This window comes from Bacillus proteolyticus (genome assembly GCF_001884065.1).
Classification (GTDB): Bacteria; Bacillota; Bacilli; order Bacillales; family Bacillaceae_G; genus Bacillus_A; species Bacillus_A proteolyticus.
The window spans coordinates 1-13,743 of sequence record NZ_MACH01000135.1 but is presented as its reverse complement, the minus strand read 5'-3'; the positions used below and the strand labels follow the sequence as shown (position 1 = coordinate 13,743).

The 13,743-nt window shown below is 32.8% G+C and carries 13 protein-coding genes and 2 pseudogenes; 3 read left to right on the top strand and 12 right to left on the bottom strand.

Annotated features, from left to right (window positions below; translation table 11 throughout):
- Positions 1 to 33: 33 nt before the first annotated feature.
- Positions 34 to 245: pseudogene (locus BAQ49_RS33335) on the bottom strand (HesB/YadR/YfhF family protein); the annotation flags it as partial.
- Between the two features lie 248 nt (positions 246 to 493).
- A pseudogene (locus BAQ49_RS23875) lies at positions 494 to 1,638 on the bottom strand (MFS transporter).
- 234 nt (positions 1,639 to 1,872) lie between these two features.
- Between BAQ49_RS23875 and BAQ49_RS23870 the strand changes: the two are divergent.
- Entirely contained in the window at positions 1,873 to 2,154 is a 282-nt protein-coding gene (locus tag BAQ49_RS23870) for a hypothetical protein (RefSeq protein WP_071747332.1), read from the top strand.
- 82 nt (positions 2,155 to 2,236) lie between these two features.
- On the opposite strand, the gene BAQ49_RS23865 is transcribed toward BAQ49_RS23870, so the two are convergent.
- Positions 2,237 to 4,741, bottom strand: a complete 2,505-nt coding sequence (locus BAQ49_RS23865) for a transglycosylase domain-containing protein (RefSeq protein ID WP_071747331.1) — start codon at positions 4,739 to 4,741, stop codon at positions 2,237 to 2,239.
- A 469-nt stretch (positions 4,742 to 5,210) separates the two neighbouring features.
- Between BAQ49_RS23865 and BAQ49_RS23860 the strand changes: the two genes are divergently transcribed.
- On the top strand, positions 5,211 to 5,417 hold the full coding sequence (locus tag BAQ49_RS23860; RefSeq protein WP_000777813.1) for a KTSC domain-containing protein: 207 nt from the start codon (positions 5,211 to 5,213) through the stop codon (positions 5,415 to 5,417).
- A 77-nt stretch (positions 5,418 to 5,494) separates the two neighbouring features.
- Here BAQ49_RS23860 and BAQ49_RS23855 read toward each other — a convergent pair whose 3' ends face one another.
- From BAQ49_RS23855 to BAQ49_RS23840, 4 genes are all read right to left on the bottom strand, one after another.
- Positions 5,495 to 5,701, bottom strand: a complete 207-nt coding sequence (locus tag BAQ49_RS23855; RefSeq protein WP_000990221.1) for a YqaE/Pmp3 family membrane protein — start codon at positions 5,699 to 5,701, stop codon at positions 5,495 to 5,497.
- A 301-nt stretch (positions 5,702 to 6,002) separates the two neighbouring features.
- Positions 6,003 to 6,662: a DUF6944 family repetitive protein gene (locus BAQ49_RS23850; RefSeq protein ID WP_071747330.1), complete on the bottom strand. Its 660-nt coding sequence runs from the start codon at positions 6,660 to 6,662 to the stop codon at positions 6,003 to 6,005.
- A gap of 253 nt (positions 6,663 to 6,915) precedes the next feature.
- On the bottom strand, positions 6,916 to 7,623 hold the full coding sequence (locus tag BAQ49_RS23845) for an SDR family oxidoreductase (RefSeq protein WP_071747329.1): 708 nt from the start codon (positions 7,621 to 7,623) through the stop codon (positions 6,916 to 6,918).
- 321 nt (positions 7,624 to 7,944) lie between these two features.
- Positions 7,945 to 8,292, bottom strand: coding sequence for a hypothetical protein (locus BAQ49_RS23840; RefSeq protein WP_071747328.1), 348 nt, complete (start codon positions 8,290 to 8,292; stop codon positions 7,945 to 7,947).
- A gap of 212 nt (positions 8,293 to 8,504) precedes the next feature.
- On the opposite strand from BAQ49_RS23840, the gene BAQ49_RS23835 reads away from it, so the two are divergent.
- Complete coding sequence (locus tag BAQ49_RS23835; RefSeq protein WP_071747327.1) at positions 8,505 to 8,720, top strand: spore germination protein; 216 nt, start codon at positions 8,505 to 8,507, stop codon at positions 8,718 to 8,720.
- 331 nt (positions 8,721 to 9,051) lie between these two features.
- Here the strand turns inward: BAQ49_RS23835 and BAQ49_RS23830 are convergent, their stop codons facing one another.
- The 5 genes from BAQ49_RS23830 to BAQ49_RS23810 all read right to left on the bottom strand — a co-directional run bounded on the left by BAQ49_RS23830 (position 9,052) and on the right by BAQ49_RS23810 (position 13,142).
- Positions 9,052 to 9,387 (bottom strand): YolD-like family protein, encoded by a 336-nt coding sequence (locus BAQ49_RS23830; protein ID WP_071747326.1) that lies wholly within the window; start codon positions 9,385 to 9,387, stop codon positions 9,052 to 9,054.
- A gap of 364 nt (positions 9,388 to 9,751) precedes the next feature.
- Complete coding sequence (locus BAQ49_RS23825) at positions 9,752 to 10,159, bottom strand: hypothetical protein (protein WP_071747325.1); 408 nt, start codon at positions 10,157 to 10,159, stop codon at positions 9,752 to 9,754.
- A gap of 313 nt (positions 10,160 to 10,472) precedes the next feature.
- Positions 10,473 to 10,694, bottom strand: coding sequence for a hypothetical protein (locus BAQ49_RS23820; protein ID WP_071747324.1), 222 nt, complete (start codon positions 10,692 to 10,694; stop codon positions 10,473 to 10,475).
- A 455-nt stretch (positions 10,695 to 11,149) separates the two neighbouring features.
- A complete protein-coding gene (locus tag BAQ49_RS23815) occupies positions 11,150 to 12,001 on the bottom strand; it encodes a peptidylprolyl isomerase PrsA (RefSeq protein WP_071747323.1) in 852 nt (283 codons plus the stop codon).
- Positions 12,002 to 12,146: 145 nt separating this feature from the next.
- Positions 12,147 to 13,142: a glycoside hydrolase family 25 protein gene (locus BAQ49_RS23810; RefSeq protein WP_071747322.1), complete on the bottom strand. Its 996-nt coding sequence runs from the start codon at positions 13,140 to 13,142 to the stop codon at positions 12,147 to 12,149.
- Positions 13,143 to 13,743 lie beyond the last annotated feature (601 nt).

Sequence of the window (13,743 nt, the reverse complement as noted above, 5' to 3'; positions counted from 1 at the left end):
TTATATAAAATTTATTTATTTTTAATAAAGTTATTATTTTACATAATTAAATTGAATTTCTTCCGTTTCTTTACGATAGCTGACAACTAAATCATAGTTTTGAAGGTACGAAAGATTATCAAAATCTATAAAAATAATATACCGTCTTTCTCAACTGACACTATTTCCCGAACTGGTTTCTCAGAAACAATTCCTAAAGAGTATCCTGGATGAATTGCACTATTTCCTCCGCACATTACAATAAAGTGAAACTTTAATCAGTGGGGGTTTTGTTCATCTCCCTCTGATTTTTAACCTTTACCAATCGGGCGTTTACGAGCAGTTTATCTACCACCTAACTTCTTTGCTCCAGCCGAATTTTGAGGTGTGAGTCTTACTGCCCGGCAAATAGCGGGATAAATTAAAGCGATTCATCATACTTTATACGCAATTCTTCCTTAAATCATCGTAGAGCATCATGTTCAATTGAAATTTTCATCTTCGCCCTTCCTGTTTACGCAAAATCTTTTTTGCCTAATCTTTGTTTTACAAAAACAACGAAAAGAATTAAAGCTATTAATCCAGAAATTGCACTACCAACAAATAAAATACGGTAACCAAACATTTGTGAAACAACTCCAAGTAAAATCGCACCTAATCCAATACCTAAATCAAATGCAGTAAAGAATGAAGCGTTAGCAACTCCTCTTTTACTAGGATCAACAATTGTCAGCATCGCTGCTTGCAAAGCGGGCTGTGCTGAACCGAATCCAACACCGTATAATGCTGCTGCGATAATTACACCAGTCAAACCATTTGAAATCGTTAATACAACTATCGCTAAAATGGTAATACATAGTGCCGGGAGTATGATAAATACTTCTCCATACTTATCTAATAATTTACCTGAAATCGGCCTTACAATTGTTAAAGCAATTGCATATACAAAAAAGAATGTCCCAGGATTCACATCAATTGATGACGCGAATAACGGTAAAAATGTTGTTATTCCTCCATATGCAAATGATAAAAAAAAACAACAATCGTTATTGATAAAACGGATTTTTCAAACAGCTGGATTTTCCCTTTTTCTTTTTGTGGCGTGAATGGTATTTTCGTTATTAACGATAATACGACTGCCATAAAGGATAAAAAAGTCGCTAACAAGAATAGACCATGAAATGAATAATTTTGTACAACCCATAATCCAATCATTGGGCCAATTGCCATCGCGATTGTCATCGCCATGCCATACCAGCCCATTCCTTCACCACGACGTGAATCTGGAATAATATCAGTTATCGCTGTTCCAACTGCTGTTGTAGAAACAGCCCACGTCACTCCGTGAATAACGCGTAAAACAGCTAAAAGGACAATAGTCGATGCTAAATTATACGAATACATCGTTATCCCAAAAAATATGAGTCCGAAAATAATAAAAGATCTTCTACCATATTGATCTAACATTCCTCCGATAATCGGTCGTATTACAACTGCAGCTATTGTAAACATTCCCATCATCAGTCCAACTTGTGATTCATTTCCACCAATCTCTTTAATAAAGAGCGGTAGCGTTGGAACAAGTAAATAAAACCCTGTAAATAAAAATAACATCGCGATAGTCATTTGAATAAATGATTTCGTCCATAATCGTTCCATTAAAATTCCTCCATAAACACGCAAAATATTGCAATCAACACATCAATTGTATATTTTTCATGCTCCTTTTCCCTCCGCTAATAGACGTATCTTTTCATAATAAATGGTCTACCATCAATTTAAGTTGGTCTTACGACTTTATACCTATGTTTTAAGCGAAAGTCCTATATATGTACCTTTATATGTTCTAAAAGAATATACTATTTTATTATTAAACTTAGGAGTGATCGTTTCATGTGGGTATCACCAAGAATAGTTACTGCAGTTCCGTCAGTTCCTTCAATACATGTCCCCTCTGTTCATACAGCTAGCTCCGATGTTGGTATTGAACTTCCTGCTACTTGGCAACAATTCCAAACTCCTGGGCAAGTCACCCCTGTATATTGGAATCATGGCACACATCCTAGTAGTACTGGTTTCTATAACCCAGGCTATCCTCCAATACCTCCTACTCAAATTTTTTATCATTTCCCATCAATTTACTTTCAAAATTTCTATGGTACTTTTAACATTTAAAAATAATAGTAATCTTTATAATATAAAAAGCACCAAAGGAACCGTTTTATCGGTACCTTTGGTGCTTTTTTATATACGTTATTTATTGTCCATTATTGACAGGGGCTTCTCCTGTGTTCCCACCAGTAGTTGGTGGCGTTGTTGCTGGTGGCGTTGGAGTTGTATTCCCTTGGCCCCCTCCACCGTTATTCGGTGGGGTTGTATCCCCCTGACCTCCACCGTTGTTCGGTGGGGTTGTATTCCCTTGGCCTCCACCGGTGTTCGGTGGAGTTGTATTCCCTTGGCCTTCACCGTTGTTCGGTGGGATTGTATTTCCTTGGCCTCCACCACTGTTCGGTGGAGTTGTATTTCCTTGACCATTTCCATTATTTTGTTCATTTTTCTTATTTAATTCATCTTGTTTCTTTTGCTCTTCTTGCTTCTTAAGCTCTTCTTGTTGCTTAAGTTCATCTTGTTTCTTTTGCTCTTCTTGTTTCTTAAGTTCTTCCTGTTTCTTTAATTCTTCTTGCTTTTTCTCTTCTTCAGTTTTTTGCTGTTGATCTTGTTTTGGTTGTTCCGTTGTATCCGGTACGCTCGTATTTGGAGATGAATCACGTTTTTCACCTTTTATACGTAACTCACTACCTTCTTGAATAACACTACTTGGCATTTTAAAGCGTGATTTATCTGTAGCCATCTCGCTCATCATTGATTTAAAAATCAACTGCGCAATTTTCGTATTTTTACTACTAATATACTCATCTTTGCCATCTTTCATATATCCAGTCCATACTGCCATCGTATATTGCGGTGTATAACCTGCAAACCAACTATCACGAGTTGCACTTTCTGGAATTCCATATTGTGCTAGTTGTTTTGAAGAATAGTTAGTTGTACCTGTTTTACCAGCTACATCTAAAGAGTCCACATTTGCCGATGTACCAGTACCTGATGTAACGACAGAACGAAGCATATCAGTAATCATATATGCTGTAGAATCCGCCATAACTTGTTTTGGTTTTTGTCCAAAACTTTGTGACTTGCCGTCTGGATAAACTACTTTCTTAACAAAATGCGGCTTCGTATACTTACCATCATTACCAAATGCCGCATAAGCACCCGCTATTTCAGTTGGTGATACTTCGTTTGTACCAATCGCTGTAGATTCTGTCGGTGCTGCATTAAATGTAATACCTAATTTCTCAGAGAAATCTTTCGATTTACTAATTCCCACTTCTTTTGCAGTTTTAATTGCCGGAATATTACGCGACATCTTTAATGCTTCACGCATAGTAATTGGGCCTAAATGACTTCTGTCTGCATTTCGAACTTCTTGTCCAGTTGAATATTTAAATGGCGAGTCATCAATTTGATGGTAAGTAGCCCATTTTAAATATTCAATTGCAGGAGCATAGTCAAAAATTGGCTTCATTGTCGAACCAGCTGCACGATCTAATTCAATTGCCATATTATGCCCTTTAAATACCGCTTTATTTTCACCACGTCCGCTACCTATAGCACGAACTTCTCCTGTTTTCGTATCCATAAATGTGAAAGCGCCTTGGAAGTTCTCATTTGGATAATTAATAATATTTTCATTTAAAAGCTTGTCAGCATAATCCTGTGCTTTTGGATCCAATGTTGTATAAATTTCTAAACCATCAGAACCAATATTAGCATCTGGTAGTTCTTTTTCTACTTCTTTCACAACCGCATCCATAAATGCAGGATATGGCATTGTTTGTACAGTTGCAGTCTTAAGTCCCTTTGTTACTGGAACTTTTGATGCTTCTTCCATTTCTGCCTTTGTAATATAACCATGTCGATTCATTAAGTTTAGTACAGTATTTCTTCTTTCTGTTGCCCTTTGAATATTTTCTGTTTTCGTTGGATCATAGTTATTTGGTGCTTTCGGTAAACCGGCAAGCATCGCAACTTCTGGTAAAGTTAAATCTTTTAATTCCTTACCATAGTAGTTTTGTGCTGCAGTTGCGATTCCATATGAACGGTTACCTAAATTAATTTTATTTAAATACATCTCTAATATTTCATGTTTTGAATATTGTTGTTCTAGCTTATACGCTAAATATATTTCCTGAACCTTACGCTTTGACGTTTTTTCCATCGATAAGAAGTAATTTTTAATAACTTGCTGCGTTATCGTACTTCCACCTTGAGAGCCATAATCTCCTTTAAGACTGACTAAAACCGCACGTGCAGTACCTTTAAAGTCTACTCCACTATGTTCATAAAAACGTGCATCTTCCGTCGCTAAAAATGCATTTTCTACCAATTTAGGGATTTGATCATACGTAACATTCGTCCGCTTTTCTTTCCCATATTCATATACCAAATTCCCGTCTTTATCATAAATTTTTGAGGATAACGGATTAACAAGTTTTGCTTTCTCAAGTTTCGGCGCATCCTTTATCATAACGAAAAAGGTAGCCACCCCTGCCACTAAACCTACAATACCAAGTAGTAAACAACTAATTAAAAATTTACGGAAAAACGATGTTTTACCTTTTGGTTTTGTTTTTTTAGAAGCTGGCTGTTTTTTCTTTTGAACTTGTCTTCGCTCCTCTCGAGAACGATAATTTTCTGACATGTTACTTTCTCCTGCCTTTCAATTCTCCCGTTGATTTACTTAAAAATATTGAGGTCACTTTCACAAATACATTTAGTCAAGAAAGTATATTGACCTGGAGCATTCAATATTTTCCCAATTCACAGATTATAAATTTTAGAATACTTCTTATACAAACTATTTTCACTTCTATTTTTTCTAATAATGCTGCCCCTTAAAGCATAGAATGTAAGAAGTGAATTTTTAATACCTTGTATAAATAATATACCTTTTTTTCAAATGGTCAATATTTTCTTATTTATAAATCAAAGGTGAAATAAAAATAGCACAACGATATGTACTTCGTGTGAACTTCCTTATAATTGCGTATAAAGAACATTTGATATATCGCATATAAATATAATACCTCTTTAATTATTAGGATTTCAACACGACAATCCCCTTATCTAGAAGAAACCATCTAAAATGAAAAGTAAGGAGTTGCGTATTGATGAAGCTCTCTCCCGTTATCTCAAAAAATATAGTTGCTGTAGGCTATAATCCTTTTTCAATGATTTTACGTATTCAACTAAAGAATGGTATGTATGATTTCTTTAATGTACCAGAAAGCATTTACACCGGTTTATTAAACGCACACTCTAAAAGTTATTATCATAATACCTATATTAAAAATTCTTACCGCTACACTAAAATTTAAACTCGATTGGCATACAAAAAAGAAAGGCGAATCAAATTCCCTTTCTTTTTTGTATGTTTTCACTCGCAATTTACCTTCTATCTTCTTTTATTAATTTCATCGTACGCTTGGATTTGTCTTTTAAGTCGCCTGTCGGCTTTTTTATCATGTACGACAAGAACTGCGTGTATCGCTCCTGGAACCCAAAAAATCAAGGTTAAAATGAAATTAATAATCGCTTGAAACGGCTTTCCGCAAAATAAAACAGCTACTGGCGGAAGTAGAATTGCTAATAAGTACATCATGTCTAAAAAACTCCTTAATGTTTATTTTTTCAATTCTTACCCATCCATCTCCTACACTATCAAACCTATGAAATTATATTATTTCTAAAAGCATATATAAGAATTCGCCATTACAAAAATCACATATAATAGTATAACTAAATGAGGAGCATCTCACTAACGTTAACAAGTTATTTTCACTTGTTCGTTTATATGTATATTCTACACCTATATGAAAAAGCCTACAAAATGAATTAACACATCAATCTTGTCCTACATCTAAAATTGAAATACTCCAAAATTCATTGAAATGAGTATTTCATCACCTTTTCTTAGATTCCAATCGTTGTTCCTCTACTATTTCGGTTAATCCAATTGCTGAAATTACAGTACCTATTGCCTGTATCCAAATGCCTATTAGCCCTATTATACGTTGAGCTTCTTTATCTATATTACTGTCTTCGTTTCCCTTTTCTTCTTTTGATATATTTTTAATACCTTGATATGCTTGTAATCCCGCACCTAAACTTTGCATTGAATTCCCTAATACGATAATCCACTGTATTCCATTTATCTCATTCAATGCTACTTCTACTCCTAAAAAAGCACCAATTGATTGCAAACTATTTCCAGTAATTATAAGGAAATCATTTTCTTTCATTTGTTCATTGAGATTAAAATACGTTCCTATTACATTTGAAATATTACCTAAAGCTAATAACTCAATCCCCGTTTTCGCTAGCGCTTTATTTTTGTTATCTATAGTTATCTCTTGCTTCTCACATTTATCTTCATCTTTCGCATCAATAGTTGCTATGATTTGTAATATATATCCGAGGGCTTGTAATGAACTCCCTACAATAACAAGATCCGACTCAATCTTTTCTTCTCCTGAAAAACCTCTAGTTGTTCCAATTGCTGCTGTAAGATTTCCTCCTACTTGAAACCAGGCCCCTGTCAATTCTAAATCGCGTAGGTTCATTTCCCATCACCTATATTAAAATTTTCTAGTACATTCGAAACAAACAAATATCACCTTCAATTCTTTATTTTATTTTTCATATGTAATTTTGTGCATCACATAATGTACTAATAATACAAAAGAGCACCATTCAGGCGCTCTTTTTGACAAGGGCTTTCTCGATAAATGTCTAATTTGCAAATGCTTTTTACATACTTCAATATATGCTTGTCCTTCAAAAATGTGCATATCACATTTAATACCTAGCTAAACATTAAACGCATATCGGACATGTCAATGAGTCTCCGTTTTTATCTATTGATATATTTAATATATAATGGATTGCTTTATGTGACCATATTTCAGGTGTAGGAGATTCTTTTACATATTGAGGTGCACAGGAGTGAAGCATTGGAGTGCTAATACTTCCACCTGGATCTAAAGCAACTACGGCCATGCCATTTGGCAATTCCATTGCCATGGACTGCGTGATACCTTCAATAGCAAACTTCGAAGCACAATATGGAGCAAGCTCAGCCTCACCTTCTCTTCCCCAACTAGAGCTCATATTAATAATAATCCCTTCTTTTCTAGCTATCATCGCCGGGACGAACGCCCTAATGACATTTACTACCCCGTTCACATTTACACTCATTACACTTTCAAATTCTTGAGCGGTAACTTTCCATAACGGTGCGTTTTGATTAACAATCGATGCATTATTTATTAACATATCAGGAGCCCTATACTTATTAAGAATACAACTTGCCCATTTACTAACTTGGTGATGATTTGAAACATCAATTATTTGAAAATCATGTGAAGTACCGTAATATTTATTAAGCTCTTCAATTTTATTTTTTGAGCGTCCACACCCTACTATATTCCATCCCAATTCATGAAACCTATCAACCAATGCACGTCCTAACCCTTGCGTTACTCCAGTAATAATTACAAGTTTTTCAATGTCGTTTCGCTCCAACTTCATCTCCTCCTTTCAATTAATATTACTCTTTTTATTCTTATTCAAATTCTTACTTAAGTATCAATTCATTTCATACTTTAGGAGTATTTTTGATATTACATATTACAAACAAAAAGAGTAACCATCATAGTTACTCTTTTTGTTTGTATCTTTATTATTTTTAAATTGTATCTGCTCTTTCCTACATTTCTCATATCAATAAATATAGGTTACACATTGATGAAAGTATATTTATATTTATGTTTACAGTTCGATTTATCCAAATACTTTTCAATCCACATTTTCAACATAACATGATCCACCTTTATCCAAGTATTTTCACGTAGCCTTAAACACGCTTTCATTTAAATTCTCAATCTCATTTTGCAACTTTTTAAATTGTTCAAAATGCATTGTTATAGATTGAATACTATTCCTTTCAACATTTTGCTTCACTAATAAAACGCCTGTATCGTGAAAAATCGCTTCAAGTTCTTTCCTTATAGATACTTTCGTAATATATGCTGTTTTAATTGCCGATAAAATCGCTATTTCATTAAACTTTAATTTTATTTCATTAGGACAAAATGCTTTTTCGATCAATGTAACATCATTACTACAAATAAAAGCAACAAGTTTACTTGATTCTACATCTGTTAAATCTACTGTTTTTATAACATTATCCATTACATTTCGCCTCCTTTAATTCCGTATATATTAATTATTAGAATTTGCTCTTTATAAAATTCAACTCTTCATTAAATTTAACATACTTTTTGCTAAATTGATTAAATAAAGCTTCAAACGTTTCCCTATCCCACAATATTTGCCACATGAACCAATTAAACTATACCTTCATATAGTAGTGCAAACAATTACTTATAAGGTAGGTGAAAATTATGCCCTCAGTTGTTGGGAATTTAGTTGTACAAAATAGTAACGGATCTTTCAACTTAGGTGATTTCTACAACGTTTCTCCAAAGGAGAATACAAAAGCTTATAACGGCTCTGGCGCATCTAACGTTGGTTTCATTGTGAACACTTTTAGCGGGGTTAGCGCGACTAATACATTTGATTCTGATTTAGCAGATCAAAACCAAGTTGGTACGGCCTAACCAGATCTGTAATCAGATTTGTATAATATTTTTAAATTTGTCTATACTATACTCAGGCTGATAAACAGCTATCGTTAATTTTTTGAGTGCCCAATCTTTTTCTCCCTTTCCCTGGGGCTAAGCAGCTAGTTTGCATCTAGCTGCTTTTTCATTTAATTCTTTACCTCTTCAAAAATAGTAAGGGTTTTGTCTATTATCCATTGACTATTAATCCATAACAATTGGGCTTTTGCAGGCAGCCTGACGTACAGCCAAATTTCGAGGTGTGAATCTAACTACCCACCAATAGCGGGACAAATTAAAAAAGCTAAATTTCAAAATTCAGCTTCTTTTAGGTTACATCAATTATGTCCATTGTAGAAAATATATATGTTTTATAAAATGCATCTGTACATTTTACAATTTGTTGAATAGGATTTATATGAACCACTGTCATATAACTTGTAAGTATGTATCCTTCTTCAAAATATGTCACTAACATCTCTTCTTCAGACAATAATGAAGTTAATAACTTGTCTGTAATACTTTCTTTCGCTTCATTAGTTATTAGCGGTCTTTGGACTTTTAATTTCTCTCCAATAATTTTTTTCATACTTAATAATTGTTCCGACATTACTGTAAACGGAACCCACTCTCTTCCTGTTTCCTGTATCTTTACATAACTCATTTTCTTTACTCCTCAATTTTCTATATCTATCCATTCACAAAATAGAAATTTCACTTCTAAATACACTTTATCCATCTCTTATTTAATATGTAGCGTAGCTTTCCAATTCAAAACTATTTATGAATTTGTAGAAATCTCCACTACAAAAGAACATTTGTTCTCAACATACACGAACGAACGTTCTTTTGGAAGTGCAATATGTAAATTTTTCAAACAAAATGTAACTTTAATCTATGAAGTTTATTCATACCCATTGATTACTCCCTATTATTAATCAATTTTCTTTGCACTTCCTATCACACCATAGAATACGTGTAGCAACAATAAAAGCGACTCCACCCAATGAGGAGTCGCTTTTATATTTCTACTTTTCTATCCTAACTAACGTTCTTTCTGGAATACAAATTTCAGCTACATCAAAATGATTTATTTTCAAATTTAATCCCCCTACTTTTTCCTGATTTTCTTCACCAACCCAACAACTATATAATTCAAAGTAATCTCCTTCTTTTAAATACCCTTCCATAATCGAGCATAAAGTTAAAAGTTTATTTTGAGATTCTTTCTTATCAACTAATCTTTGCCACTCAACCAGTTCTATTCCCCATCCTGATGATACTTCATAAATGTAATTTGTTTGAAATTGATGCTTTTTTACAACTTCAAGTAAACCTTCATCTGAAAAGCACGGTCCAATTATGATTAAATCATTGGAATCTTCTGGGGTTAACGGCACTTCTACATTACAACCTATATAACTAGCTAAACTCATTTTTAACTCCTCCAATATTATTCAACAAAGCTCTTCATAAATACATTTATTTATTCATTTATACATTCATTTCCTGCATAGATAAAAGAAATTTTAGTTTTACTATTCATTAACCATCCATCGACATAAGCATATACTTTTATTATGAACGGAAATCACAAAATTTTCGAAACTTATAAAGAATGTAAAACAATACATTCTTTATAAGTTTCATACATTTCGACAAATCATTTCACTGATCCTGCTATGTGCGGGATAATAATCAGTAAGGACGAACAAAGTCAAAACTAATTATTTCATTACTTTACTTTCTCTATTGATTAAGTTTAGGTTGCATAATAATATGTAATTCTCTCTCTGTTTCTGTTTTTTTCGGATTCCGATAATATTCCAGTTTATATTCTATTACTTCATACTCAATCATCCCAATCTTTATCCCTTTTGTTTCTTTTAATACATCTAGTAAAATACTTATATTTTCATTAGCTGATTCGAAAATTTTCCCTCCGCCTTCTCTTTTAAAAATAACTTTCATATATTCTCCTCCAAGTTAATTTAATAATCTAGCAAATCTAAAAATATTCATATTATAATATAGAACACTTTTTGCAATAAAAATTTCTACATTTCATTTCGTATAAAGTCAATTTACTCTCCGATAATATGGTATGTATCATTCTTTAAATTATGTCTTCTATTCATTCTCTAAGAAAATACAAAAAATATATTTAGTTTATATTTAACAAGATTAATTAACTAAAATATTATCATTTCAACATTTTGCGAATTAAATTGCTTATTCCTTTTATCTACATACAAATTTTCCCATTGTAATTCTTAATATTTAAATGTAATATTGTATTGTCTTACTATCTATTTATAACACACACACTAACGTGAAAAGGGAACTCTATACGAGTTCCCTTTTCTATTGAAAATAAAAAAACAGAAATATAGCATTATGCTAAATCTCTGTTTTTCTTCTAAACCTTATTTCTCATCTAAGAATTTAAATGTATCTTTAAATTCTTTATCTGTTACTTTAATATCCGCATCTTTCAATAGATCATTGATTACTTGTTGTTTCCATTTACCTGTCGCATCTTGCAGTCTTTGTTGTTCTAAATCTTTTCGAATCGTATCTTTTACTTCATCGTATGGTTTCAATTCTTTTTTATCCGTCACTTTTATTATATGATAACCATAAGATGTTTTTATTGGCTCACTTACTTGTCCTGCATCTAATTTATACGCAGCTTCTTCAAACTCTTTCACAGTTTGACCAGGAGCAAAACCAGCTATTTCTCCGCCCTGTTCCTTTGAACCAGTATCTTCCGAATATTGTTTCGCTAAAGCAGTAAAATCTTCACCATTATTTATTTTCTCTTTTACTTCTTTCGCAGTTTTTTCATCTTTCACTAAAATGTGACTTACCTTCATTTCAGGTTTATGGTTATCTTTCACATCTTTATCTGTGACAGTCGCTCTAATCGCTTTCTCAAGCGCAATTTCTGGCTTCATTTTCTCTTTTAGTTCATCTTCATTTTTTAACCCTACTTGCTCTAAAGCCACATCAAACTTGTCACCCATTTGTTCCTTCGCTGCGTCTACTTGTTTTTTAGCTTCTTCATCTGAAACTTCATATTTATCTAGCAATGCCTTATTTAACATCATTTGAGATAAAGTACTTTTTCCATATGTTTGCCTTAATTCTTTACTTAACTCTTTCTCTGTCACGTTTCCTACTTTTGATGTTGCAACATTTTCTGCGGAACCACACGCAGACAATGCTAGCGCCACACATGTAATAATAGTTCCCATAAATAGCTTATTCTTTTTCAATTCAAATACCTCACTTTGATAATTGTATATTAGGAACTATACAGCGCTATTGTGAAATTAATGTGTTTTCCGCAAGTATTTCTCTTCATGTCAGAGGCAAGATTTATTAAACACTAAAAGCTGGCATGCAGCCGATTTTTTAACATCATTTAATCTGTACATGTTCTTCTTTGATCCATTTGTTTCCACCTATATCTACATATCCATCCTGACGATTCCAAATACGATAAGGAATTTTCACATCGACCGCACCTGTATCATTCCCGTTTGGTCCATCGTACGTTCTAATTTCATATCCAGGTGTGTATTTTGAGTATGCATAGTACCATTGCACATTAAAATGCTCTAACTTAGCCCACTGTTGTTCTCCACCTAAACAAATCATATCTTTTTCGCCACCTTCCCAATAACCTTTAAAAATTAAATATGGGATTTTTTTCGTAAGTCTTCCTGTAAATTGTGGATTCGCAGGATTTTCATATAAATTAATGCCGTATCCATCATTATATTTTGAAACTGCAATACCAATTCCATTTGGTTGCTTACTATCTCCAATACTAGATTGATTTGTTTGATTTGAACCTATAAACCAAGAAAGATTTTTATTCCCAATTAATTGATTTAAATCACATTTTCCAATACCAGGAACATTTCCTGAATCAGTATATTGCCAAATATCACAAGGGTATGCTGGTTTATTCCCTCCATAACGAGGAATCCAAATAAAATCAGCATCAATATTGCGAGCTCCAAATGATATATACGTGTGATGTCCTACATATAAACCAATTTTTTTTGCACCTAATCGGCGTAATTCATCAATAAATGCTTGAGTCCCACCTTGCATATCTACCATTGTTTGAACTTCTACATCTGCCACCCAAAATTTGGCATTTTTATCGCCACGATTCCAAAAATCTTGCGCTTCTTTTTTTGCATCTGAAATAGATATATAACGGCAAAATGCATAATTTCCAAATGGAATACTACGTTTCTTCATTTCTTTCACATAACCTTGATACATAAAATCCGCAGTATTCGAACCATCTTGAACTCTAGCAATAACTAAATCTAGCTGAGCCGCTGCAATATCCCAATTAATATTTCCATTCCATTTCGAAATATCTACAATATAACCCATTATTAATCAACTCCTTTTTTATTAGCTTATTCAAAGCTTGTTTTATTGTTAGACCCATATGCCTAATAACAAGCCTCTATAAAACAAATAAATATATTTTCATTATTTTTTAAAACTATATAATTTCTTTTTATTCATAATAAACAAGTTCTTCTCTTTTACATTTATTAACGATAAGTATACGTTTTCTTCATACTAAATAATGGGATAAAACTATAAATAATGTGCATACTATATATAAGCAATTTTTGCTTATACTCATGAATGGCCTCCAAGATTTTTCAATCTCCCTGTAAAAGGTAGCTAAAAAAGCTGCCTTTTTACAATTTATAGTTAATTACTGCTTACTCCCTCGTATTAGTATTTTTTAAGCTTTGTATTAGCATGCATGGTATATATTTTTTTACAGCGCTATTTTGATACGTATTAGAAATAACTTTTCCTATTTATGAAAATGTCCTTTCCTTTACATAGTTATAAAACAATTTAGAAAAAGTATTTTAAATTTCCACATCTTACTTTCAAATGAAATGGTGAAATACAGTGAAACTTTAATCAGTGGGGGGGCATCCCCATTGATTATTAGCCCTCACCAATCGGG

Excerpts from the sequence above, each read along its gene's own strand:
- BAQ49_RS23870 (WP_071747332.1), top strand. The coding sequence starts at position 1,873 with ATGTGGGTATCACCAAGAATAGTTACTGCAGTTCCGTCAGTTCCTTCA.
- BAQ49_RS23865 (WP_071747331.1), bottom strand. The coding sequence starts at position 4,741 with ATGTCAGAAAATTATCGTTCTCGAGAGGAGCGAAGACAAGTTCAAAAG.
- BAQ49_RS23860 (WP_000777813.1), top strand. The coding sequence starts at position 5,211 with ATGAAGCTCTCTCCCGTTATCTCAAAAAATATAGTTGCTGTAGGCTAT.
- BAQ49_RS23855 (WP_000990221.1), bottom strand. The coding sequence starts at position 5,701 with ATGATGTACTTATTAGCAATTCTACTTCCGCCAGTAGCTGTTTTATTT.
- BAQ49_RS23850 (WP_071747330.1), bottom strand. The coding sequence starts at position 6,662 with ATGAACCTACGCGATTTAGAATTGACAGGGGCCTGGTTTCAAGTAGGA.
- BAQ49_RS23840 (WP_071747328.1), bottom strand. The coding sequence starts at position 8,292 with ATGGATAATGTTATAAAAACAGTAGATTTAACAGATGTAGAATCAAGT.
- BAQ49_RS23835 (WP_071747327.1), top strand. The coding sequence starts at position 8,505 with ATGCCCTCAGTTGTTGGGAATTTAGTTGTACAAAATAGTAACGGATCT.
- BAQ49_RS23830 (WP_071747326.1), bottom strand. The coding sequence starts at position 9,387 with ATGAGTTATGTAAAGATACAGGAAACAGGAAGAGAGTGGGTTCCGTTT.
- BAQ49_RS23825 (WP_071747325.1), bottom strand. The coding sequence starts at position 10,159 with ATGAGTTTAGCTAGTTATATAGGTTGTAATGTAGAAGTGCCGTTAACC.
- BAQ49_RS23820 (WP_071747324.1), bottom strand. The coding sequence starts at position 10,694 with ATGAAAGTTATTTTTAAAAGAGAAGGCGGAGGGAAAATTTTCGAATCA.
- BAQ49_RS23810 (WP_071747322.1), bottom strand. The coding sequence starts at position 13,142 with ATGGGTTATATTGTAGATATTTCGAAATGGAATGGAAATATTAATTGG.